Here is a 22533-nt window from a genome sequence, read left to right as displayed (position 1 = left end):
GCTGCATCAGGATCCAGCAGATGGCTCGCTCAAGCAGTGAGACGCCGCGGCGGCGGGACGAGGCATGGACAGGGTGCGCTCATTTCGGGACCACCGCCGTGACGGCCCCCTCGCGGCAGAACATGGTCTGGCGGTGGTGCCAGACGACGCCCACGGCCACCGCCAGGAACAGCAGGTTCTCGAGCGGCTGGGCATCCGGCCACAGCGGGTTGATCAGCTGGAAGTGGAACAGGACCGGCAGCAGCAGGCTGCCCCGCGAGGCATTGAACATCGGCGTGACGATGAGGCTGAGCGCCAAGGCGCCGACCAGGAACGGCAGGAAGGACCAGGCCCCCTGCGGCGTTCCACCGAGGAAGAACGCCGGCAGGTGCCAGATGCCCCAGATCAACCCCAGGAGGATCGCGGCCCAGAAGGGCGTGACGCGGCGCTGCAGCAGCGGAAGCGCCACCCCTCGCCAGCCGAGCTCCTCCACGGGCCCCTTGATGACCATCAGCAGCGCGGCCACCAGCCAGGCGGATAGCGACGCGAAGTCGGGCGGGTTGCCGAATCGCCAACCCTGCAGCAGGGCCGCCGCATAGAAGACCAGCGGCACCCCCAGCAACAGGAACGCGTACCAGCCGAGGGAGGCGCGCCACAACAAGAGCCGCGCCAGCAGGCGACGCACGCCGACGGCCCCCTCGCCGTGGAAGACGACGAGCAGCGCCGCGATGGCCGGCGCATAGACCGCCAGATAGAACAGCGGATGATGGCCGGTGATGGGGCCGAACGCACGGCTCATCGGCGCGTTGAGGAACAGGTAGCCGGCGAGGACACCCCAGGCGATCGTGAAGGTGATGACCAGGAAAGGCAGGAGCGCGCGTTCGCGCATCACGCCTCCCCCTGCTGCATCACGCGCTCCACCGGGCGGCGCAACGAGCGCGGCATGGCCGGACCGCGGCCGAAGCGCACCACCAGGTCGGGTCGCCCGCCGGCCAGCCCCAGCGCCCGGGCGAACTCGGGGCGCACGCTCGCCTCCTCCACCGGCTGGTTGACGAAGGCGTTGCGAACGCCCAGCGCCGTGGCCTGCAGGGCGAAGCGCTGGTAGCAGCGGCCGGCCTCGACCCAGTGCGCCCGGTCATCCACCGACGAGACGAACACCGCCAGGCCGGCGGCGCTGCGCACCTGGCGGGCCAGCTTGGCGTTCTCCGGCTTCGGCCGCAACGTGGCACGCATCAGGTACTTCCCCAGCCAGCGCGGCGCCTGGGGGTTGCCGGTGGCCCGGCCGCTCAGGCCATCGCCCCTGGCCACCGCCTCGGCGTCATTGAAGCGGATCCACGCCTCGAGCTCGCGCCGGAAAGCGGGATTCTCCAGTTGCCGGGTGTTGGCGTCCAGGATGAACGCCAGCGCCCGTTCGATGGCCTCGCGCTCGGTGAGCAACACCACCGAGACGCCGTTCCCGCTGCCCGCCGCCTCGAGCATGGCCAGATCCTCGGCGGAGAGCGGCGTGCCGTCGTAGTCGCTGCGCGTGCACTGCCGTGAGGCGATGGCCTCGAACAGCGGCGACGCCTCGGCCTCGCCGGGCGTGAGAGTCACCCGGATCTCGCCGTCGCCGTGCGGCCGGAACTCGGCCTGGGCGGAGAGCCCCCTCGCACGGGCGGCCAGGCAGAGGTTCTCGGTGGCGCAGCCGAGCGACGCATAGAGGTGATGGTCGTCGGGGTCGACCACCGGCGTGCGCCGGGTCAGGTCCGGCTGGATGCGGATGGCGCCCTCCTCTACCCCGAACCGCCAGCATTGGGTGTTGTGGCCCGAGGGCGCCAGGGTGGCGTAGCGGATGAGCGTTTTGAAGTGCTCGGCCTCTTCCTGCGCCGGTCCCTCATCCACGGTCCAGGTGCGTTTCACCGCCTCGTCGTAGGTCATGATGCCCTCGCGATCGTTGACCGATGCTGCGGATGAGTATCGCCCAGGATCCCGCCAGCAGAGAAGACAGCGCGTGGCATGGCAGGCATGCTGGACAACTGGCGACACGCGACCCCGGAGGCCCCCAATGACAGCACGCCTGATCGACTTTCAGCACGCGGATGAGGCGCCGCGCTGGCGAGCCATCAACGACGACGTGATGGGCGGCATCTCCCGCGGCAGCCTGCAGGTGGAAGATGGCATCGGGGTGTTCAGCGGCGAGACCTCGCTTGAAAACAACGGCGGTTTCGCCTCGGTGCGCCGCGAGCCCGAGCCGTTCGACCTGAGCGACGCCGCGGGGGTGACGCTATTCGTCCGCGGTGACGGCCGCCGCCACCAGCTTCGCCTCTATACCGAGCAGCTGCCACAGGGCGCGGCTTACCGGGCGATCTTCGAGCCCGAGGCCGGCGAGTGGCAGCATGTCACCCTGCCCTGGCACGACTTCGAGGCGGTATTCCGCGGCCGGCGGCTGGAGGATGCCCCGCCGCTCGACCCCGCGGCGATCCGGCAGGTGGGGTTTCTCATCGCCGACCGGCGTCCGGGCCCCTTCCGGCTGGAGGTAGTGTGGTTGGGGAGGTTGAACAGCTAAGCCTTTCACCTGACTCGACCGGTCAGCACCATTCGGCCTGCGTCATCACGCATCTTGCCTATCCTGATGTTAGGGATGAAAAGCCCGTTCACTGGAGGCACAACCATGATCATCAAGGGACTCGTACTCAGTCTTATCCTCTTCGGCTCCGTGGGACTGGCCAGCGCCGATTACACCGACGGCATGCGCTACTACGAGCGGCAGGAGTACCGCCAGGCACTGCAGGCGTTCGGCGACGCGGCCAGAAGCGGCGATGCCGATGCCCAGTACATGCTGGGCCGCCTGCACGAGGCCGGCAACGGAACAGCCCAGGATTTCGTCCAGGCCCACAAGTGGTACAACCTGGCCGCGGCCCGCGGCCACCGCCATGCCGCCGAGGCACGCGATTCGCTGGCCGAACGCATGACGGCCGGACAGGTCGCCGAGGCGCAGCAGGCGACACGCGGCTGGCAACCGGAAGAGGCCGCTTCCTCGCAGGCGGGGCAGCGAGCGCGGCCCGACATCGAGACCCTGTCGGATCGGCAAGGCGTAGCCGAGATACAGCGCGAACTCAATCGGCTCGGCTATGACGCCGGTCCGGTGGATGGCGCCATGGGACGCCGCACCCGCAGTGCGATACGCGAGTATCAGGCCGACAGGGACATGGCCCAGGACGGCCGCGCTTCGGCCGACCTGCTGAAGCGCCTGCGCGAGACGCAGAGACAGGACGTGGCGGCCCCCTCCGAGCCGCCACCCGCCGCCGAGTCTCGGGTCGCCCTGCAGGACGACTTCAGCGACGGCGATTACCGTCGCGATCCTCCCTGGACGGTGCTCAGCGGCGACTTCGAGGTCGATGAGAATGGATTGCGCAGCATCGTGGAGACACGGCGCACGACCGATCGAGAATCACGGAGTCTCAGCTCCGATCGGCCGGAGGAGATCGGCCTGGCGATGCTCGCGCTGATCCTCGAGCAGACGGGCAATGCCCGGCAGGACGAGGTGCCTGTCCCCGTGGAACCGGCGCGCATCTTCGTCAATGGGCCGGTCGACAACGCCTTCAGGATGGAACTGGACATCACCTCCCGGCAGCGGCCTGGCAGCCTGGAACTCGGGGTCTTCCAGGGCAACCGGCCCAACGGCACCGGCTATCGCCTGGTCTACACGCCCGGCTCGCGCCCCGGGCTCAGCCTGGTCAGGCTGATGTCCGGAAGCGCAGAGGTGATCGCCCGCCACGAAGCCAGTCTCGACCTCGAGGACGGCCGCTTCCACCGCATCGTCTGGACCCGCGACGATAACGGACAGATGCAGGTTCGCGTGGATGACCAGCGACTGCTGCGTGTGCAGGACAATGGCCTGCGCGACCCCTTCCAGGGCTTCATGCTGGCAAACCAGGGGGGCGACTACACCCTGCGTCGGATCAGGCTGGAGGAGTAGGCGCCTGTATCGACCCGCTCCAGGCGAGGTCGCCCTCACCTGCTCACTGGCGAAACGACCGAATGCCACCCGATTCCACCGGCGGGAAGCGGTGCCATTCGGTCGAGCTCCCCCGCGTTCTGATAGACGCCCGTGAGCGAGGGGCAGCTATCATCGCCCGCGACCGGCGAGAAGCCGCCCCATTCGACGGGATAGACACCGTGCGACGAACACCCCGGCGCAACGACGGCAATGATGAGAACCAGATACCAGGCAGCGCCAGCTGATAGTGTCATAGGCGACTCTTCGCATCCTGGAAATTGGGGTACGTCGCCACGTTCTGACGTTCGTGATCCCTGCACACCCCCTGCCCCAACCGAGGCGCGCTCTCTCTAGCCCAGCGGGTGGCCGTGGGCCTCTACCCGGCGCCTGAGCCAGGCGCCGGTCAGCAGCAGCAGGGTCAGCGCGACCAGCGGCAGGATCACGTCGGGCCTGACAGCCTCCTCCTTCTCCACCGCCTCCAGCGCGCCGAAAATCGCGCTGGAGTAGACCGCCCACTTAACGCTCAGGCCGATGATGGCCGCCAACACGAAGGTCGCCAACGGCAGGCGCAGCAGGCCGGCGGCGAAGTTGACCACGGAGTGGGGGAAACCCGGCAGCACCCGCAGGGCGCACTGGGTCAGGAAATCACTGCGCTTCTCCAGGTTGACCATGACCTTGCGAGTGAGCCCCCTGGGCGTCCAGCGGTCGCTGAAGCGGGAAGAGAGGTAGAAGGCCCCCAGGGCGCCCGCCACGCTGCCGACGGTCAGCATCAGGGTGGCCCCCAGCGGCGGATAGAAGGGCGCGATCAGCCACAGTCCGATGCTGCCGGGCAGGCCGAGCGTCAGGGTCACCGCCATGATCAGGATCACCGAGATGATTACCCCGGGGTGGTGGGAGGCCGCGTCGGCCCATTGCTGGACGTCGGCCAGTTCAGGCGAGTGCCAGATCCACAGATAGCCAGCCATCAGCAGCGTGGCGCCGATCGCCACCCAGCGCCAGGGTCGGCTTGGCGGACTGTCGTTGAACATCAAGGCGTCTCGGTCATCCATCAGGCGCCATCGTGACACGCCCAGTGCGCCGGGTCACGGCTCGCAACACCCGCGAGACAACAGGAGGCCAGAAATCGTGTACGCCCCCGATTGTTCGTTGCCAGGGCAAGATGAAGCAAAAATCGCGCCCTGGTGCCCCAGGGCTTTGACGAGTTCCGCTATCGAGATAGACACATCATCTAGCGCTGCCTACGTGCCGACTTTCCAGACAACACCTGGCCAGAGGGTTTCGGGATAGGCCTGTTGATCCGCGGCGTTCTTTCCTGAAGGATGAGTTTCTTACACTCTGCTGTAATGAATCCTTAGCTGCTTCACACCTTATGATGCTAATGCGGGATGTATCAGAGGATGCCTTCATGACCAGAGACAATCATCTCCAGAAGATGGGTATCATGAATCGTTTACGGCGCAATCGTAAAGACGGTTCTCTTCCTATGGTCTAGTGTCAATGAAGGACATGGCGATAAGTGCCGAACAAGGCACTGGTCACGGTCCCGGTTGGCAATGGCTACCTAAGCATGGGAGCAGTAGCTACCTGACGGGAAGAAGGGGCTGGCGCCCGAGGAAAGCCGTACTGTGGCGCTTTGAGTAGTTGCTTGAACAATGCCCCGCCACTCACTGCTGGGAGACATGACATGTCAACAGGAACAATTTTACTCATCATCGTGATTCTGCTTCTGATCGGCGTGATACCTGCCTGGCCCCACAGCAGGGGATGGGGATATGGCCCAAGCGGGGGTCTCGGGCTGGTGCTGATCATCCTGCTCATCCTGTTGTTGATGGGCAAGATATAGCCTCGAAAACCGGTGGCGAATGGGGCAGCTCCTGGTTAAACGGAGGCATCCCTTTTCATGGCGATGTTTCCTATTCAGCGTCTCGCAGTCGAACGTAAGCCGTGGTGTGCCACGGCGTCTTATCGCTGACTTCGAGTCGCAGGCACCCCGTACAGCAGCAGCCTCATGAAGCAGATCAGCAGGAAAGGAAGGGATGGGGATAGACCCTGTTTAATGATAAATCGAGCGCCTGCAACCCGGCAAAGAGATTTTGCTGAGATGGTCGATTGAGATGTGGAGAGTGACATTTCGAACGCCACTGACCGACCTAGCGTGATGGCGTGCTGACACCTTCCTGCGGTATTCCCTTGATTTCCTGTGCGCACTGTTCCATTTCTGCTGCCCATCGACTCGCCGTCTTTCGCAGCCTTGACGATCCAGGCCATGTAACATTAGATCACTTCGAAAGCATGCACCTACGACGTTGACCCAAGGCTCGGCAAGGGCCACCTCCGGTTGGACTGAGCGCCGCTCGGCTTTAGACCTTGGTCGCATGTTGGTACACTTCCATCGCTCTGGTCGGCGTCGTGTCCCATCGGCGCCCACATCCTCCGCAACTAGAGCATCTCCATGCCTCCGAACAACCCTCCCGCCCCACACGGGACCTCGGCCCTGTCGCGCCTGGGCGATCCCATCGTGCTGCTGCTCACGGTCGGCTTCATCGTCGCCTTCGTCGGCCTGTCGCTTTACGACATCGACCTGGTGGCCGACAGCATCAACGCCGGCTTCGCCTGGACAGCGGCAACCCTGGGCACCTACTTCCAGCTCCTGCTGCTGCTGACCTTCCTGATCGCCATCGGCGTGGCCATCTCGCCGGCGGCCGGGGCCCGGGTCGGCAACCTGGAGAGCCCGCAGATCAGCACCTTCACGTGGCTCTCGATGATCATGTGCACCCTGCTGGCCGGAGGCGGCGTCTTCTTCGCCGCAGGCGAGCCGGTCTATCACTTCGTGGTGACCCCGCCGGCCTTCGATACCGAGGCGGGCACCGCCGAGGCGGTAGCCGGCGCCTTGGCCCAGTCGTTCATGCACTGGGGCTTTCTCGCCTGGGCGGTGCTGGGCTCGCTCTCCGCCATCGTGCTGGCCCACGCCCACTACGTGAACGGCCAGCCGCTGCAGCCGCGCACCCTGCTCTACCCGGTGTTCGGCGAGCGGGTCATGAAGGGCACCCTGGGCAGCCTGGTCGATGCCTGCTGCGTGATCGCGGTGGTCGCGGGCACCGTCGGCCCAATCGGCTTTCTCGCCACCCAGGTGAGCTTCGGCCTGCACGAGCTGCTCGGCGTCAGCGAGGGTTACGCCACCCAGCTCGGCATCCTGCTGCTGCTGGCGGGGGTGTACGTCACCTCGGCGATGACCGGCATCCACAAGGGCATCCAGATCCTGTCGCGCTTCAACGTCTTACTGGCGCTGGGCATCGCCGCGGTGATCCTCGTGGCCGGCCCCACCCTGTTCCTGATCAACGCCTTCAGCCAGGGCTTCGGCGAGTACCTGTCGTCGTTCTTCACCATGGCCACCATGAGCGCCGAGACCGCACCGGCCTGGTGGATGCAATGGTGGACGGTGTTCTTCTTCGCCTGGTTCATCGGCTACGCACCGCTGATGGCGATCTTCGTGGCGCGCATCTCCCGCGGGCGCACCATCCGCGAGATGATCCTCGCCGTGGCGGTGATGGCCCCGGTGGCCACCGCGATCTGGTTCACCCTGCTGGGCGGCTCCGGCATCCACTACCAGCTGACCGGCGCGATCGACCTCGCCGAGGCGCTGAACAACTTCCAGTTCGACGTGGCGACCCTCACGGTGGCCCAGGCGCTGCCGGGCGGCAGCCTGATGGCCCTGGCCATCCTGCTGCTGACCAGCATCTTCGTGGCCACCACCGGCGACTCCATGAGCTACGCCATCGCTGTGGTATGCGCCGGCCACGACGCGCCGAGCCCGCTGGTACGCGCCTTCTGGGGCATCGCCATGGCGCTGATGGCCGGCATCCTGCTCTACATGGGCGCGGGGCAGATCGGCGCACTGCAGCAGTTCATCGTGATCACCGCGATTCCCGTCTCGCTGGTCCTGCTGCCCTCGCTGTGGGCGGGCCCCCGGGCCGCCTATGCCATGGCGCGGGAGCAGGGCAGCATCGCGCCCCATTCGGTGGCCAGCGCCGGGGCCGAGTGAGCCTGCCGGGAATGACGGCCTGACGGCCAGACGCGGCATCCTTGGCGTATCATGGAGGCATCGGGTGCGGTGCCTCCCGCGCCTCCTGGCCGATGGCCGGCCACTCTGCAGAAGGAGCCGTCATGAAAGTCCTCCCCGCCCTGATTCTCGGCATCGCCGCCATCGTGGCGGCGTCGCTGATCGCCGAGGGGCTGACCGACCTGCGCACCGGCGACCGCTACGTCACGGTCAAGGGCCTGGCCGAGCGGGAAGTGCAGGCGGATCTCGCCCTCTGGCCGCTCCATTTCGTGGCCACCGGCGAGACGCTGCAACAGGCCCACGACGCGGCCAGTGCCAGCCGCGAGGCGGTGCTCGCCTTCCTGGAGGACCACGGCATCGACACTGCGCAGGTGGAGCTGCAGCGCCTCAACGTCAACGACACCGCCGCCAACCCCTACCAGGGCGGTGAACGCGAGCAGAAATTCATCATCAACCAGACGCTGACGGTGCGCAGCGAGGAGATCGCGCGCATCCGCGACACCGCCCAGGCGGTGGGCGAACTGCTCGACGCCGGGGTGGTGCTCTCCTCCGACTACGGCCCCGGCGGCCCCCTCTATCTCTTCAGCGGGCTCAACGACATCAAGCCCGAGATGATCGTCGAAGCCACCGCGGCGGCCCGGGAGGCCGCCGAGCAGTTCGCCCGTGACGCCAACGCGGACGTGGGCGACCTGCGCCGCGCCAACCAGGGGGTATTCGAGATCCGCGCGCGGGACCAGGCCATGGGCATCACCGAGGCGCAGCAGCCGGTCAAGAGCGTGCGGGTGGTGACCACCGTGGAGTACTACCTGCGCTGAGACGCCGGCAGCAGGCCAATCGCCAATGGACGGCGGCGATCCAGGAGGAGAGCGTCGAGCACTTCATCCGTGCCTTTCGCCGGCCGCCGAAAAACGCTTGACCCTCGACTTCGTCGCCACCGACGACCCAGTGCATGGCGAGCAGCACGCTCGGCATTTCTCCGGCTTATACGACGGATATTACTTCCTGCCGCTCTACGTATTCTGTGGCCAGCAGTGGCTGGTCGGCCACCTAGGATGCAGCCCTCCATGCCGGCACCATACTCGCCCTGCTGGTGCGCGCCACGCCAAGCCTGCTCACGCTGACCCTCGACTCCTGCTGTTCCGGACGCACGGCAATTTCCCCCGGACGCACGGCAATTCCGGGACTCGCGGCCGGCTCGTATGCTTGCGGCGAGCCCTCGGAAACGGGATCGACGATGGCTCGACGCGCTGGCGGCTGATCACGGAGAAGAACGATGGACGCCTACAGAGACTACGTGACGTACGCCAAGGACGTCGGCCTTCGATGAGAGCGCTTCCCGAGCGGCGCCACGCGCATCGTGCGGCACTGATCCCACCACCTTACCGATGCAGGAGAAACTTCATGCAACGCTACAAGACCACTCTTCTTGCCGCCATGACCAGCGTCCTCACCCTCGCGGCGGGCGGCGCGGCGGCCGAGCAGACCGCCCTCGTCCTTTACGAAACGAAAGGTGCCGATCAAAGCGACCGACAGGAAGGCATCGCCTTCGTCGAACTCGACACAAACGAGCCCGACTACGGCCAGATCCTCGCCCAGATCCCGTTACCGCCAGAATTCCACTCGCACCACATCTTCTACAACCCGGCGCGGGACAAGGCCTACGTCACCTCGCTCGCGACGCACGAGTTGCGGGTCTTCGACGTCAGCAAGTTTCCCTACCGGTGGAACTCGGTGGAGGTCGCGGATTGCGAGGTGGGCGAGGACGTCTCGTTCTCCGAGGCGCAGAGCAAATGGTACCTCACCTGCATGGGCTCGTCGGTGGTCATCGTCGGGGATGCCGAAACGGACGAGGTACTGGATACTGTCGCGATGCCCGCGCCTTGGCCGCACGGGATCGCGACGAACGACGCGATCGACCGGCAACTGGTGACCAGTACTGCCAACCCCTCCGACCCGAATGAATGGGGCGAGGAAATCGTCGTCCTGCAACACAGCAACGGCGAAATTCTGTCGACTCACAAGACGTCGAACGCGCCGTCGCCTTCGGGCGCAGGGCCGGTCGAAGCATTTTTCGTGCCAGGCGTCGAGCCGCCGCTGGCCTACATCACCAACATGGAGGGCAGCCTGTGGCTCGCCGAGTGGCAGACGGAGACCGAAGAATTTGCCTTCCGCGAGGAGTTCCGATTCGACGAGTTGGGCCAAGGCATGACACTCGAGGTCTACTTCAATGCCGAGGGTGACCGGGCCTATGTGACGTCGGCAATGCCCGGGCATCTCAACGCCTTCGACATCACGAATCCTCGGGCGCCCGAGCATCTTTGGGCAACAGAGGCCGCGGGCGGCGCACACCACCTGGTGTTCTCGCACGACGGCAGCCGGGCCTATGTGCAGAACAGCCTGCTCAACATCGAAGGCATGAACGATGGCTCGATCTCGGTCATCGACCTCGAGACCGGCGAGAAGATCGACAGCATCGACACGTTCAAGGACGCGGGGCTTACGATCAACACCATCGCACTGACCCCCGAGGCCGAGGACTTCCACAGCCACTGAGACAGACGGTGACGGCGGAAATATACGCCGTCACCGCTCGCCTGAACGTGCGATATCCAATAAGAGATGAGGCAGTGGTCGCGCCGACGAAGCGACGACGCGGCTCTGGGTCGTCGAAGCTGGGGAAGGTGCTCGCTACACGTCGGCGATCTTGTTGGTGAATCTGGCGATTTGCACGGCCACCGGATCAACGTGCGCCGCCTCGATCCGATCCGCGCGGGCGTGCCTGCGCGCTTTCCCTGGACCGTCCCAAGGGACGGCATACCGGTGACTGGCCGGAGTCCCTTCCTCGATGCTCCCTTGCACCTGGCCGGGGTCAAGGACGATCTGAGCCAATGTCTGCACGAGCACGGCAACAGGGTTCTGGTTATGCGGTTCTCCGTCTGAGTCCAGCAGCCCGAAGCCGCATCCTTAATCAGTACTGATCACCGCCGACCGCCTAACGATTCCGTTCCGAGCGCCAGATGCCGGGGGAAAGGCCCGTGGCGCGGCGGAAGGCACGGCTGAAGGAAGCTTCGGATTCGTAGCCTACGGCTTCGGAGATGCTGTAGACGGGCGTGTCGGTGTCGGCCAGCAGGCCGGCCGCGATCTGCATGCGCCAGCTGGTGAGATAGCTCATCGGCGGGACGCCGAGCGTCTCCTTGAATGTCGACGCAAGCACGGAGCGCGACACGCCGCTGGCCCGCGCCAGCGACGACAGCGTCCAGGCCCGCGCCGGGTTGTCATGGAGCAGCGCGATGGCACGGGCGACATGCGGGATGCGCAGCGCCGCGAGCCAGCCGCGGGCGTCCTGCGGCAGGCGTTCGGCATGAATGCGTACAGCCTCGATGAAGATCAGCTCGCTCAAGCGTGACAGCACGTTGCGGCCGCCGTCCCGACTGTCCCGCCCCTCGGCCGCGGCGGCCCGGATCAGGCTGGCGAGCCATCCGTCCCTTTCGGAATACCCGTCCGTGATGACCAGCATGCTCGGCAGCGAGTTCAACAAGGGATTGAACGGCAGCACGTCACAGCCGAGAAAGCCACAGATCAGGCGGACCGTCTCGGGACCATCGCCATTCCGTGTCAGCATGAGCGGCTTGATGTCCTCGGGCGGGGGCTCGTCGAAGATGGCCGGGTCGAACGTCGCCCTGAGGCCCGGCTCGCTCGAGAGCACGTGCGGCAGCCCCTGCGGAAATACGATCACGCTTCCCGCTGTCAAGCAGACCGGTTCGGCATCGCCGTCGAGCAATCTTGCCCAGCACACACCGTTCGCGACCACGTGATAGTTGATGACGTGCTGCGCGCGCGGCATGATCAGTGCCTTCAACTCGCGGGAGGGCGGCGCCTCGGCGACCCAAGGCGCACATCCCTCTACGTCGAAGAAGAGCGCACCTGACAGGTGCACCTCCTTCAACACGTCCGACAGGATGTCCGCAGCCATTCCAATTCCTTCGAATATTCGTCTGTGAGACTAAAGGAAACCGGCTTCTGATGTGATTACTAGGGTCAGGGCTCACAACCAGAACATGACGGTTGCTGCGATGCAGATGGCGAAGAGAAGCAGTTGGCCACACCTGTCGTAGCGAGCTGAGATGCGTGCTGTCGATCATGATCGTGTTGCCGTTGGCCTCCGGTTGCGTCGGCGTAACGCAGATACGCGCGAGCACGCCCATGCGCGACCAACGGACGAACCGGTTGTAGAGCGGCCTGGGTGGAGCATAGACGGAAGGCGCTTACTTCCGCCCTAACCCTTCTTCTCAATATAGATTATCCCTCTCGGCACATGCCGGTCATCGATCCGCGGCTTGCCTCTGGGCTTGGAAAAGTCCGGCCGCAATCGCTCCATCCGCTCGTCGGTCAATCAAAAACTCCCGCGCCTCTCGCCCCCTCTGTTCGGGAGCTCGAATCAAGCAGCCCGCCCAGCCTCAAGCGGATTTATGGGTCCCGATCCTCAGGTCCTGCGACGGGACACTGCGCATCCGGACGATCAGCCATGACACCAGGACGGGCGGCCGTGGGGCGGGAGCGGATAGCGCCATAGGATAAGGATGCCATCGGCGCTGACTCGCGCGTCGAGGCGAACCCGACACGCGCCGAGGTGGCGCTCACCTATGGAGAAGACCATGTTGACCGACTGGAGAGGCTTGCCGGTGACGGCGAGCGGAAACGCCACTGTCGAGGCCATCGACACCTTCGTCGAGGGGTTGCTCGGCTACGAGAACAGGGCAGCAGTTATCGTCGCCGCGGCCGACGCCGACGGAGAGAGTACGCTGGCCAACGCCTACGCCGCCATGTTCAGCATGTTTCTGGAAAGCCGTGAAGCGCCAGGGATGGCCGCAGGCTATATCGCCCGGGCCGAGGCCGCGGCGAAACACGCGACCGTGCGCGAGCGACTGGTGCTGGACGCGGCCCGGGCCTGGGCCGAAGGAGACATACCTCGAGCAATCGCTGTCGGCGAGGAGTTGGCCGCCAGCCACCCGCGCGAGATCGCGACGGCGAAGACCACGCAGTACCACTACTTCAATCTCGGCGACGCGGCGGGGATGCTGCGGATCTCGGAGAAGATCGGCGCGATGAACGACGACCTCCCCTATGCCCATGGCATGGCCGCCTTCGCCTACGAGCAGGCGCACCTGCTGGAAGACGCCGAAGCAGCCGCCCGCCGCGCGATCAAGCTCAAGCGCAAGGAGCCGTGGGCCCACCACGCGCTGTCCCACGTCTTCCTGGCACAGGGCCGCACCAGCGAGGCGCGCGGCTTCCTGGAAGACGTCAAGGAGACCTGGACCGATCTGAACTCGTTCATGTTCAGCCATAACTGGTGGCACATGGCGCTGGTGATGATCGACCAGGGCGACAGCGAGGCGATCCTTGGCTTCTACGACCGCAATATCTGGGGCATCTGGAAGGAATACTCGCAGGATCAGGTCGGCGCGGTATCACTTCTGGCGCGACTCGAACTCGTCGGCATGGACGTCGGCGATCGCTGGTCCGATCTCGGGCAGTACTTGAAGGCACGCGTCGACGATCACGTACAGCCGTTCCTGAGCGCACAGTATCTCTACGGTCTCGCCCGCGCCGGCCTTCCCGAGGCGGACGCGATGATGACCAGCGTCCGCGCGCATGCCACAACGGCGCCTGCTTTCATCCAGCCGGTCTGGACGGAGGTCGCGGTGCCCCTGTGCGAGGCGCTTCTTGCCCATGCTCGCGGCGATGTCGAAACCACGGTGCGCAGGCTCGGACCGGTCCTGCCGCGTCTGGTCGAGATCGGCGGAAGCCACGCGCAGCGTGACCTGTTCGAGCAGATCTGGCTTGACGCGCTGATCCGGACCAACCGTCTGGGGGCCGCGCAGCGCATCCTCGAACAGCGCCGCGAAGCAAGTCCGGAAGCCAAGCCCACCTACGGCAAACTCGCGCTGATCTACGACCGGCTCGACCTGCCGACCGAGGCCGGGCGAATGATGGTCCGCGCCCGCGCCGCCGCGCTCATGCACTGAGGTCGTCAGGCATCTCGCCATGAGAGGCACGTACGGTGAAGTTTCTCTCGATGAACGGGCTCGGCTAGTATGGGGAATCCCTGATACACCGAGCCCTGTCCATGCAAGCCACCCTCGAGCAGCGCGCGCTGAAGCTCTCCATCCTCGTGACCCTGGGGGTCTCCAGCCTGGGGGTCACTTTCGGCCTGCTGGCCGGCTCGCAGTCGATCCTCTTCGACGGCGTCTTTTCCACCATCGACGCCGCCATGTCGGGGCTGGCGCTGCTGGTGGCGCGGCTCGCCGTGCGCGATGCCAGCGAGCGCTTCCAGCATGGCTACTGGCACCTGGAGCCGCTGGTCGCGGCGCTCAACGGCAGCATCCTGATGCTGCTCTGCTTCTATGCCTTCCTCACCGCCCTGCTCGACCTGCGCGAGGGCGGCCGCGAGCTCGCCTTCGACCTGGCGATCGGCTACGCCGTGGTGGTGGCCAGCGTCTGCTTCGCCATGACCGCCTACCAGCGGCGCATCAATCGCACGGCGGACTCCGAGTTCGTGCGCATCGACATGCAGGGCTGGCTGATGGCAGCGCTGATCACCACCTCGCTGCTGGTGGCCTTCGTCATCGCCCGCTTCCTGCAGGGCACCGCCTGGGCGCACTACACCCCCTACGTGGACTCGGTGCTGCTGATGGTGCTGACGGCCAGCTTCATGCCGGTGCCCATCGGCATCGTGCGGCGCGCCATGAAGGAGGTGCTGCTGATCGCGCCGAGCGAGATCGACCGCGAGGTGCATGCGGCCATGGCCCCGGTGATGGCGCGCGAGGGGCTGCTGCGCTACTACAGCCACGTGGCCAAGGCCGGCCGCGGCCACTACATCGAGATCCATATCGTCACCACGCCCGAGTACGGTCAGGGCCAGGGCATCGCCGTGCTCGACGAGATCCGCGAAGAGATCAGCGCCGGACTGAGCCCGCCGCCGCAGCGGCGCTGGTTCACCGTGGCCTTTACCGCCGACGAGCGCTGGGCCTAGGCCAGGTGACTCGCCCTGAAGGCCAGCCGGCCACGAATGCCTTCAGCCCTCCCGGGAAACCCACTGCCCCGCCTGCTGTTCGGCGCGCCCCTCGGCCTCCAGCTTGAGCAGGTGGGCCAGCGCCGAGCGCGCCGCCACCCCCAACTTCTCCGCCGGCACGTCGTCGTAGGCGTGGCGCGTCAGCGCCTCGAGGCTCACCGGAGCGTGGCGCACCAGGGCCCGGCGCACCTTGTGCTCCCGGGCCAGGCGATGGGTGACCAGGAAGTCGATGGCGGCGTGGGCCTGGCCGATCAGGAAGCCGTGGCCCGGGGCGATGGTATCGAAGGGCTCCTCGCCCAGGGCCTGCAGGGCGGCCAGGTAGGCGGCCATGTCGCCGTCCGGCGGGTTGATCACCACCGTGGAGCCCTGCATCACCTGGTCGCCGGCGAACAGCAGCCGCGCGGGCTCCAGCAGGTAGCAGAGGTGGTTGGAGGCGTGCCCCGGCGTATGCAGCACCTTGAGCGGGCCGACGGGCGTCTCGAGGCGCTCGCCGTGGGCCGGCCGTTGGTCGGGCGCGAAGCCGGCGTCCTGGCTGGGTCCCGCCGGCGACGGCAGGCCCACCAGCCGGGCGCCGGTGCGCGCCTTGAGCCAGGCCGCCCCCGGCGAGTGGTCGACATGGGTGTGGGTCACCAGCACCCGGGAGATCCTGCCCCCGCACAGCGCCAGCAGCCGCTCCAGGTGGGCTTGTTCCGCGGGGCCGGGGTCGATCACCAGATGGTCATCGCCGTTGCCCAGCAGGTAGCTGTTGGTGCCGGGGCCGGTCATCGCGCCGGGATTGGGGGCGGTCACCCGGATCACCCCCGGCGCCAGTTCCACCGCCCGGCCGGGTTCGATCTCGGCGCGGGCCGTGCCCCGCCGCTGGGGGTCCAGGCGGCGCACCTCCGCATAGGCCGGGGCATCCGGCTCCACCTGCCAGGCGACCCCGCCCTTGCGGGCCGGCCAGGGGCGGCTTGGGCGTGGCGTCGGCGGGTTGGCATGGGCGTGGCGCAGCAGCCCCTCGGCGGTAGCGAAGTCGGCGAGCAGGCGAAGGGTGCGCAGGGTGGGGTAGCCCAGCGCCATGCGGCCCTGGCGATGCGCTGCCAGGGCCTCGGCGGGGGTGAGCCAGGCGTGGTCGATGGTCTCGCTGCCATCGTGTGCCGCCCGCTGGCCCGGCGGCGCCAGGGCCACGAAGAAGCGCGTATCGAATCGCCGCGGTGCGCCCCGGGGCGTGACCCAGTGGCCCAGGTAGGCCAGCCGGTCGAGCGGCAGGCCGAGGCCATGGCGCTCGCACAGCGCGCGGAAGCTCGTCTGCTCGCGTCGCAGCGCCTCGCGCCCCTCGCTCAGCACCGGATGGTCACCCGCCGGCAGGCGCCCCTGGCCGTCCACGGCCAGCAGCAGGCCCGCCTCCTCGAGGCACTCGCGGAGGGCCGCGATCATGTAGTCGGCCCCGCCCTCGTCGAGGCTCAGGGTCTGGCCGATGGCGGCGTCACCGCGACCGGAGGTGAAGGCGCGCACGTCCGGGTCCTGGGGGTCCACGGCCCCGCCGGGAAAGACGAAGTGGCCGGGCAGGAAGGCCGCCTGCCAGGTGCGCTGCAGCAGCAGGACCTCCAGCCCCCGGTCGCCGTCGCGCACCAGGGCGAGGGTCGCGGCGGGACGAACCTCGGTCATGCGCTCCCCCACCATCAGCGCGGCGTGACCACCGCCAGGGTCACCATGGCCTTGGCCACCAGGGTGGCGCCCTCCTCGCCGGTGTAGACCTCGGACTCGGCGACGATCAGAGTGCGCCCGGGCTTGAGCACCCGCCCCACGCAGCGCAGTTCACGCCCGCGGGCCGAGCGCAGCAGGTTGATCTTGAACTCGGCGGTGAGCACGATCGCGCCGGCCGGGATCAGGGAGGCACCCGCGGCGCCGGCGGTGTGGTCGGCGAGGGTGGCCAGCACGCCGGCATGCACGAAGCCATCCTGCTGCTGGTGGTCCTCGCGTACCGCCAGACGCGTCACGCACCGGCCCGGGGCGATCTCATCGGCCTCGACGCCGAGCGCGCGGATGAAGGGCGCCGCCTGGAGGATACGCTCCACCTCGGTGCGGTAGTCGGGGTTGGCCGGCGGGAAGTCGGGGGCCTGGGGCATCACGGGGTCCTAGTGGTGATTGGCTTGGCCACCAGCAATACCATGCCCGAGGCGCCCGTCCCATTGGCCGATGGCAGGGGGCAGCCCCGCCGCTCTCGTCCGAACGGCCGGCCTGTCCCCCACTCCGCCATGCATCCTGCTCTATTCGTCCACCACCACCTCGAAACCACCGTAGATCAGCCGCTTGCCATCGAAGGGCATGGGGTTCGCCTCGGGCTGCAGGCGCGGGTCCTCCATGACCTTGGCCATCCCTCGGTCGCGCACCTCACGGGAGGGCCAGGTGATCCAGGAGAAGATCACAGTTTCGTCCGGCTGGCACTTCACCGCCATGGGGAAGGAGGTGACCTTCCCCTCCGGCACGTCATCTCCCCAGCACTCCACCAACGAAAGGGCGCCGTGCTCCTTGAACACCACGGCGGCGTCGCGGGCGTGCCGGATATATCTCTCGCGGTTGGCGGTGGGGACCGCGGCAACGAATCCATCGACATAGGTCATGAGGGGTCTCCCGTATCTCTTGGGGGCAGTTCCCGCACCGGGCGCACCTCGATGGTGCCGAACCGGGCGGGGGGAATGCGGCTGGCGAGCTGCAGGGCCTCGTTGAGGTCGCGGGCGTCCAGCAGGTAGAAGCCGGCCAGCTGCTCCTTGGTCTCGGCAAAGGGGCCATCGGAGATCAGCACCTCGCCATCGCGCACCCGCACGCTGGCGGCGCACTCCACCGGCTGCAGGGCCTGGCCGGCGAGGTAGTGTCCCTGGTCGGTCAAGCGCTCCACCCCGGCCAGGCACTCCTGGTTGAGGTCGTGCCATTCCTGCTCGTTCATGGCCTGGATGAGGCGCTCCTGGTAGTAGACCAGTGCGGCGTATTTCATGGTTGGCTCTCCTTGTCGCTCATCGGACATTGGCCGGTCCGGCAGCCGATCATCCAGGGGACACCGAAGCGGTCGGTGAGCATGCCGAACCCCTGCGCCCAGAAGGTGGCGCCGAAGGGCATGATGACCCCGGCCTCGAGCAGCCGGTTGTTGTCGTCGGCCATGGCCTCGAGCACGCCCTGGGCGGGCAGCTCGCCGGCCTCGGTGACCGGGTCGGCCTTGCGCATCAGCATGTAGCGCATGAGTTCCACCTCCGTTGGCTGGTTGCCTCCCTGAGTCGTGCGACGGCCGTGCGGATCGACATCACCGCGCGATTTTTTTTTATCGCGACGAGGTGGTCAGTTCGGCCAGCCGGCGTTGCAGGAAGCGGCGTTCCGGCTGCTGGGAAGTCAGCGCCAGGGCCTGCTCATAGGCGAGCCGGGCCTCCCGAGAGTGGCCGGCACGGCGATGCAGGTCGGCCCGGGCGGCATGGAAGAGGTGGTAGTTGACGATCGCCTTGTGGGCTTCCAGCGCCTCCAGCAGGCGCAGGCCTGCCTCCGGACCGTCGCGCATGGCCACCGCCGCCGCCCGGTTGAGGGCGATCACCGGCGAGGGCTGCTGGCGATACAGCGCCTCGTAGAGCATCACGATCCGTCGCCCGTCGGTCGCCTCGGCGCTGGATGCGCGGACATGCTCGGCGGCGATCGAGGCCTGCAGCGTGTAGGGGCCAGTGGGCGTCAGCGCCAGCGCCTGGCCGAGATGCGCCATGCCATCGCGGATACGTAGCCGGTCCCAGCGGCCACGGTCCTGCTCCTCCAGGGGGACCAGTTCCCCGTCCGGGCCCTGGCGGGCGTCGCGCCGGGCGTCATGGAGCCACATCAGCGCCAGCAGGCCGTACACCTCCCCCTCGGGCAGCAGTCGCACCAGCGCCCCCGCCAGTTCCATGGCCTCGGCCGAGAGGCTGACGTCGACCAGGGCATCGCCGGCACTCTGCGAGTACCCCTCGTTGAACACCAGGTAGATTACCCGCAGGACAGCGGGCAGGCGCCCCGGCAGGGCCCTGGCATCCGGCACCTCGTAGGGAATGCCGGCGTCGCGGATCCGGCGCTTGGCCCGCACGATGCGCTGGGCCAGGGTGGCAGGCCTTTGCAGCAGCGCCCTGGCCACCTGCTCGGTGGTCAGCCCGCACATCTCGCGCAGGGTCAGGGCCACCCGCTCATCCAGGGCCAGGCCGGGATGACAGCAGGTGAAGAGCAGCCTCAGCGGGTCGTGCTGGATGCTGCGCTCGTCGAGGCTCGCCGCCGGTTCATCGGGCGCCACGAGGTGGGCATGCCGGCGGGAGGTCTGGCGGCGGCGAATCTGGTCGATGCCGCGCTGCTGGCCGGTGCGGATCAGCCAGGCGGCGGGATGCTCGGGTACGCCCTGCGACGGCCACTGCTGCACGGCGGCCATGAAGGCCTCCTGGAGCCCCTCCTCCGCCAGCTCGAAGTCGCCGAGCAGGCGAATCAGGGTCGCCAGCACCCGGCGCGAGTGCTGCCGATAGAGTCGTTCGATGGCGGCATCGTGGTTCATGACGCTGGCTGGCTCGGCCGGAATCTTCAAGGAAAGCTTAGCCGCGGGGCGGGAAAACGCCGACTTCCGAGCGGCACGAGTTCAACGCGGGCTTCACCACGGGTGGCCGCGGCGCATTGTGCACCGGGATGGGAACTGGCATGAAAACCGTTCAGGGATGGAAAACCGTGTACGCCTGGACGACGCTTCACGAGATGCCGATCCACCTGCCCCGAGGGCTCCACCATGCCGCAATACCACAACGATGCCACCCTGCCCCTGCCGCTCTTCCCCGGCAGCCATATGGTGATCGACGACGACTATGTCTTCCTCTCGGGGCTGACCGCCGAGGATATCCAGGGCGGCGAGACGGTGCTCGGCGACATGGCCGAGGAGACCCGCCTGGTGATGCGCAGCCTCCAGCGCATGCTGGCCTCGGCCGGCTGCGACATGGCAGACGTGGTGCGGGTCGACGTGCACATCACCGACCTCGACCTGATCCGCGACATGGACGCCGCCTACGCCGAGTTCTTCGACGCCCATCGCTACCCGGCACGCACCTGCACCCAGTCGCCCCGCCTCTACGGCGGCGCCCACGTGGAGGTCACCGTGATGGCGCGCCGCCCCGCCGGGCGCAATGAGCCCCCGGCCTCGGGCGCCTGAAGAGCGGCACGTGAGTCACTGCAGGGTCAGGCGCAGGCCGCGGAAGCGCCGGCGATACGCCCGCGGGGTGAGCCCCACGCGCCGGCCGAACAGCCGCCGGAAGAAGCTCGGGTCGGCATAGCCCACCTGCTCGGCCACCGCCTCGATGGGCTCGTCGCCGCTCTCCAGGATCTGCTTGGCCTCCTCGAGGCGCAGGGTATGCACGTAGTCCATGGGCGTCATGCCGGTAGCGGCCTTGAAGCGGCGCTTGAAGGAGCGCTCGGTCAGTCCGCTGCGGCGGACCATGCCGGCCACCGGCGAGTGGGTATCATAGTGCAGCGCGACCCATACCTGGGCCTCGCTGATCAGGGCATCCTCCACCTGTCGGGCGGCGGTCAGGGCCGCGTAGGGCTGCTGGCCCTCGTGGTGCCAGTCGATCAGGAAGATCCGCGCCAGGTGCATCGCCTCGTCCACCCCCACCAGTCGCGCCACCAGGAACAGCGCCAGGTCGATCCAGGTGGTGCCACCGCCGGCCATGATCAGGCGCCCGCCCTCGCCGCTGACCACCAGGGCGCGATGGGCATGCACGCATACCTCCGGATGCTGGCGGGCCAGGGCATCGCAGTAGGCCCAGTGGGTGGTGGCATCCTGCCCGGCGAGCAGCCCCGTCTCGGCGAGCAGCAGCGAGCCGGTGCAGGCCGCGGCCAGCAGTGCCCCGCGTCCATGGCAGTCCAGCAGCCAGGCCAGTTCCGGGTCGTAGTGCCCCTCCAGTGCGGCGCCGGGCACCACCAGCAGATCGGGAATGCAGACGGCCGTCGGCGCCTTGCAGTCGGCCAGCGATGCATCCGGCTCGATCCAGGCCCCGTTGCGGGTGCGAAAGCCGCGTCCGTCACGGGAGACGATCAGCGGTTGCAGCAGCGGCGTCCCGGTACGACCGTGCATCAGCAGCTCCCAGTCGCGGCCGGCCGACCCGAACAGGTCGAACATGCCATACAGGGTGCTGGCGGTGGTCTCGGGCGCCGCCAGGATGGCGACTTGCGTGGCGGTTACCGTGTTCATGGCAGAAAACACCCCTTTGCGGCGCAATCCCCTTTCGTTCCGATGCCGATCCGGCCGTAGGGTTCTCCTGCACGCCCTCCACAATCCCAGAACAACAGGAGAACCATCATGTGCAACGTCCATACCCTTCCCGCCACCGAGGCCGACAGCGGCGCCTTCGAGGACCGGCTGGTCAATGCCCTCAACGAGAGCGGGCTGATGCTGCTCACCGCCATCGGCCACCGCACCGGGCTCTTCGAGACCCTGGCCGGCCAGCCGCCCCTCACCAGCCGGCAGCTGGCCGAGCGCGCCGGCCTCGACGAGCGCTACGTGCGCGAATGGCTCGGCGGCATGGTCGCCGGCGGTGTGATCGATACCGAGCCGGCCGCCGGCACCTATCGCCTCCCCGACGTCCATGCCGATCTGCTCACCGACCGGGGCCCGGCCAACCTCGCCGTCTATGCTCAGTTTATCTCGCTGCTGGGCAGCGTGGAGGATGACGTGGTCCGCTGCTTCCGCGAGGGCGGTGGCGTGCCCTACTCCTGCTATCCGCGCTTCCAGGAGGTGATGGCCAGCGACAGCGGCCAGACCGTGCTGCCGGCACTGTTCGACGCCATCCTGCCGCTGGCACCGGGCCTGGCCGAGCGGCTCGAGGCCGGCATCCGGGTGCTGGACTGCGCCTGCGGCCGCGGCCGTGCCCTGCTGGCCATGGCCGAGCGCTACCCGGCCAGCCGCTTCGTCGGCTACGACCTCTCCGAGCAGGCCATCGCCTGGGCACGGGAACAGGCGCGAGCGGCCGGGCTCGACAACCTGGCCTTCGAGGTGCGTGACCTGAGCGACTTCGATGTCACCGCCGAGCCCGGCGCCTTCGACCTGGTGACCACCTTCGACGGCATCCACGACCAGGCCCAACCGCGCCGCCTGCTCGCGGGTATCCACCGCAGCCTGGCGCCGGACGGCGTCTACCTGGTGCAGGACATCCACGCCTCGAGCCACCACCACCTGGACCGCGACCACCCGCTGGGGACGATGCTCTACGCCGTTTCGGTGAGCCACTGCATGACGGTCTCGCTGTCCCAGGGCGGCGAGGGGCTCGGCACCATGTGGGGACGCGAACGGGCGCTGGCCTACCTGGAGGAGGCAGGCTTCCGCGACATCCGGGTCCATCAGCTGGAGCACGACATCCAGAACGACTACTTCGTCTGCCGGCCATGACGAGGCGTCAAGACAGGTGACAGCAAGAGGGCCGTCCGGCAGGC

Annotated in this window: 21 protein-coding genes and 1 pseudogene; 10 read left to right on the top strand and 12 right to left on the bottom strand. The window is 67.5% G+C overall.

Annotated elements, in window-relative coordinates; translation table 11 throughout:
• Positions 1–79 precede the first annotated feature (79 nt).
• A complete protein-coding gene (locus tag QLQ83_RS14865; protein WP_282736299.1) occupies positions 80–868 on the bottom strand; it encodes a CPBP family intramembrane glutamic endopeptidase in 789 nt (262 codons plus the stop codon).
• Positions 868–1896, bottom strand: a complete 1029-nt coding sequence (locus QLQ83_RS14860; protein ID WP_282736298.1) for an Acg family FMN-binding oxidoreductase — start codon at positions 1894–1896, stop codon at positions 868–870. Before QLQ83_RS14860 ends, QLQ83_RS14865 begins: the two co-directional genes overlap by 1 nt.
• A gap of 127 nt (positions 1897–2023) precedes the next feature.
• Between QLQ83_RS14860 and QLQ83_RS14855 the strand changes: the two genes are divergently transcribed.
• Both QLQ83_RS14855 and QLQ83_RS14850 read left to right on the top strand, forming a co-directional pair.
• A complete protein-coding gene (locus QLQ83_RS14855) occupies positions 2024–2524 on the top strand; it encodes a CIA30 family protein (protein WP_282736297.1) in 501 nt (166 codons plus the stop codon).
• A gap of 105 nt (positions 2525–2629) precedes the next feature.
• Positions 2630–3937, top strand: coding sequence for a peptidoglycan-binding protein (locus QLQ83_RS14850; RefSeq protein ID WP_282736296.1), 1308 nt, complete (start codon positions 2630–2632; stop codon positions 3935–3937).
• A 371-nt stretch (positions 3938–4308) separates the two neighbouring features.
• On the opposite strand, the gene QLQ83_RS14845 is transcribed toward QLQ83_RS14850, so the two are convergent.
• Positions 4309–5007, bottom strand: coding sequence for a TVP38/TMEM64 family protein (locus QLQ83_RS14845; RefSeq protein ID WP_282736295.1), 699 nt, complete (start codon positions 5005–5007; stop codon positions 4309–4311).
• Positions 5008–5642: 635 nt separating this feature from the next.
• On the opposite strand from QLQ83_RS14845, the gene QLQ83_RS14840 reads away from it, so the two are divergent.
• From QLQ83_RS14840 to QLQ83_RS14820, 4 genes are all read left to right on the top strand, one after another.
• Complete coding sequence (locus QLQ83_RS14840) at positions 5643–5801, top strand: DUF3309 family protein (RefSeq protein WP_282736294.1); 159 nt, start codon at positions 5643–5645, stop codon at positions 5799–5801.
• Positions 5802–6410: 609 nt separating this feature from the next.
• The gene (locus QLQ83_RS14835) at positions 6411–8000 is read left to right on the top strand and encodes a BCCT family transporter (protein WP_282736293.1); all 1590 of its coding nucleotides are present in this window, start codon (positions 6411–6413) and stop codon (positions 7998–8000) included.
• A gap of 122 nt (positions 8001–8122) precedes the next feature.
• Entirely contained in the window at positions 8123–8833 is a 711-nt protein-coding gene (locus QLQ83_RS14830) for an SIMPL domain-containing protein (RefSeq protein ID WP_282736292.1), read from the top strand.
• A 586-nt stretch (positions 8834–9419) separates the two neighbouring features.
• Positions 9420–10571: a YncE family protein gene (locus tag QLQ83_RS14820; protein WP_282736323.1), complete on the top strand. Its 1152-nt coding sequence runs from the start codon at positions 9420–9422 to the stop codon at positions 10569–10571.
• 439 nt (positions 10572–11010) lie between these two features.
• On the opposite strand, the gene QLQ83_RS14815 is transcribed toward QLQ83_RS14820, so the two are convergent.
• Together QLQ83_RS14815 and QLQ83_RS14810 are read right to left on the bottom strand one after the other, a co-directional pair.
• Entirely contained in the window at positions 11011–11991 is a 981-nt protein-coding gene (locus tag QLQ83_RS14815; RefSeq protein ID WP_282736291.1) for an AraC family transcriptional regulator, read from the bottom strand.
• A 136-nt stretch (positions 11992–12127) separates the two neighbouring features.
• A pseudogene (locus QLQ83_RS14810) lies at positions 12128–12396 on the bottom strand (transposase); the annotation flags it as partial.
• A 277-nt stretch (positions 12397–12673) separates the two neighbouring features.
• Here QLQ83_RS14810 and QLQ83_RS14805 point away from each other — a divergent pair.
• The gene (locus QLQ83_RS14805) at positions 12674–14044 is read left to right on the top strand and encodes a tetratricopeptide repeat protein (RefSeq protein ID WP_282736290.1); all 1371 of its coding nucleotides are present in this window, start codon (positions 12674–12676) and stop codon (positions 14042–14044) included.
• A 101-nt stretch (positions 14045–14145) separates the two neighbouring features.
• Positions 14146–15051 carry a cation diffusion facilitator family transporter gene (locus QLQ83_RS14800; protein ID WP_282736289.1) on the top strand — a complete coding sequence of 302 codons (906 nt, stop codon included), beginning with the start codon at positions 14146–14148 and terminating at the stop codon, positions 15049–15051.
• A gap of 42 nt (positions 15052–15093) precedes the next feature.
• Here QLQ83_RS14800 and QLQ83_RS14795 read toward each other — a convergent pair whose 3' ends face one another.
• The 6 genes from QLQ83_RS14795 to QLQ83_RS14770 all read right to left on the bottom strand — a co-directional run bounded on the left by QLQ83_RS14795 (position 15094) and on the right by QLQ83_RS14770 (position 19615).
• Positions 15094–16737: an MBL fold metallo-hydrolase gene (locus QLQ83_RS14795; RefSeq protein WP_282736288.1), complete on the bottom strand. Its 1644-nt coding sequence runs from the start codon at positions 16735–16737 to the stop codon at positions 15094–15096.
• 14 nt (positions 16738–16751) lie between these two features.
• Complete coding sequence (locus QLQ83_RS14790) at positions 16752–17198, bottom strand: PaaI family thioesterase (protein ID WP_282736287.1); 447 nt, start codon at positions 17196–17198, stop codon at positions 16752–16754.
• A 141-nt stretch (positions 17199–17339) separates the two neighbouring features.
• Entirely contained in the window at positions 17340–17693 is a 354-nt protein-coding gene (locus QLQ83_RS14785) for a DUF1428 domain-containing protein (RefSeq protein ID WP_282736286.1), read from the bottom strand.
• Positions 17690–18064, bottom strand: coding sequence for a YciI family protein (locus QLQ83_RS14780; RefSeq protein WP_282736285.1), 375 nt, complete (start codon positions 18062–18064; stop codon positions 17690–17692). Before QLQ83_RS14780 ends, QLQ83_RS14785 begins: the two co-directional genes overlap by 4 nt.
• Positions 18061–18306 (bottom strand): hypothetical protein, encoded by a 246-nt coding sequence (locus QLQ83_RS14775; RefSeq protein ID WP_282736284.1) that lies wholly within the window; start codon positions 18304–18306, stop codon positions 18061–18063. Before QLQ83_RS14775 ends, QLQ83_RS14780 begins: the two co-directional genes overlap by 4 nt.
• A 79-nt stretch (positions 18307–18385) precedes the next feature.
• Entirely contained in the window at positions 18386–19615 is a 1230-nt protein-coding gene (locus QLQ83_RS14770) for an RNA polymerase sigma factor (RefSeq protein ID WP_282736283.1), read from the bottom strand.
• A 225-nt stretch (positions 19616–19840) separates the two neighbouring features.
• Here QLQ83_RS14770 and QLQ83_RS14765 point away from each other — a divergent pair, with 225 nt between their 5' ends.
• Positions 19841–20257 carry a RidA family protein gene (locus QLQ83_RS14765; RefSeq protein ID WP_282736282.1) on the top strand — a complete coding sequence of 139 codons (417 nt, stop codon included), beginning with the start codon at positions 19841–19843 and terminating at the stop codon, positions 20255–20257.
• 15 nt (positions 20258–20272) lie between these two features.
• On the opposite strand, the gene QLQ83_RS14760 is transcribed toward QLQ83_RS14765, so the two are convergent.
• On the bottom strand, positions 20273–21295 hold the full coding sequence (locus QLQ83_RS14760; protein ID WP_282736281.1) for a GlxA family transcriptional regulator: 1023 nt from the start codon (positions 21293–21295) through the stop codon (positions 20273–20275).
• A 108-nt stretch (positions 21296–21403) separates the two neighbouring features.
• Here QLQ83_RS14760 and QLQ83_RS14755 point away from each other — a divergent pair, with 108 nt between their 5' ends.
• Positions 21404–22489, top strand: coding sequence for a methyltransferase domain-containing protein (locus tag QLQ83_RS14755; RefSeq protein ID WP_282736280.1), 1086 nt, complete (start codon positions 21404–21406; stop codon positions 22487–22489).
• Positions 22490–22533: the final 44 nt, after the last annotated feature.

The organism is Halomonas rhizosphaerae, assembly GCF_030010555.1.
In the GTDB taxonomy this organism is placed as follows: Bacteria; Pseudomonadota; Gammaproteobacteria; order Pseudomonadales; family Halomonadaceae; genus Halomonas; species Halomonas rhizosphaerae.
The sequence above is the reverse complement of the archived record's forward strand: the minus strand, read 5'-3'. Positions and strand labels throughout refer to the sequence as shown.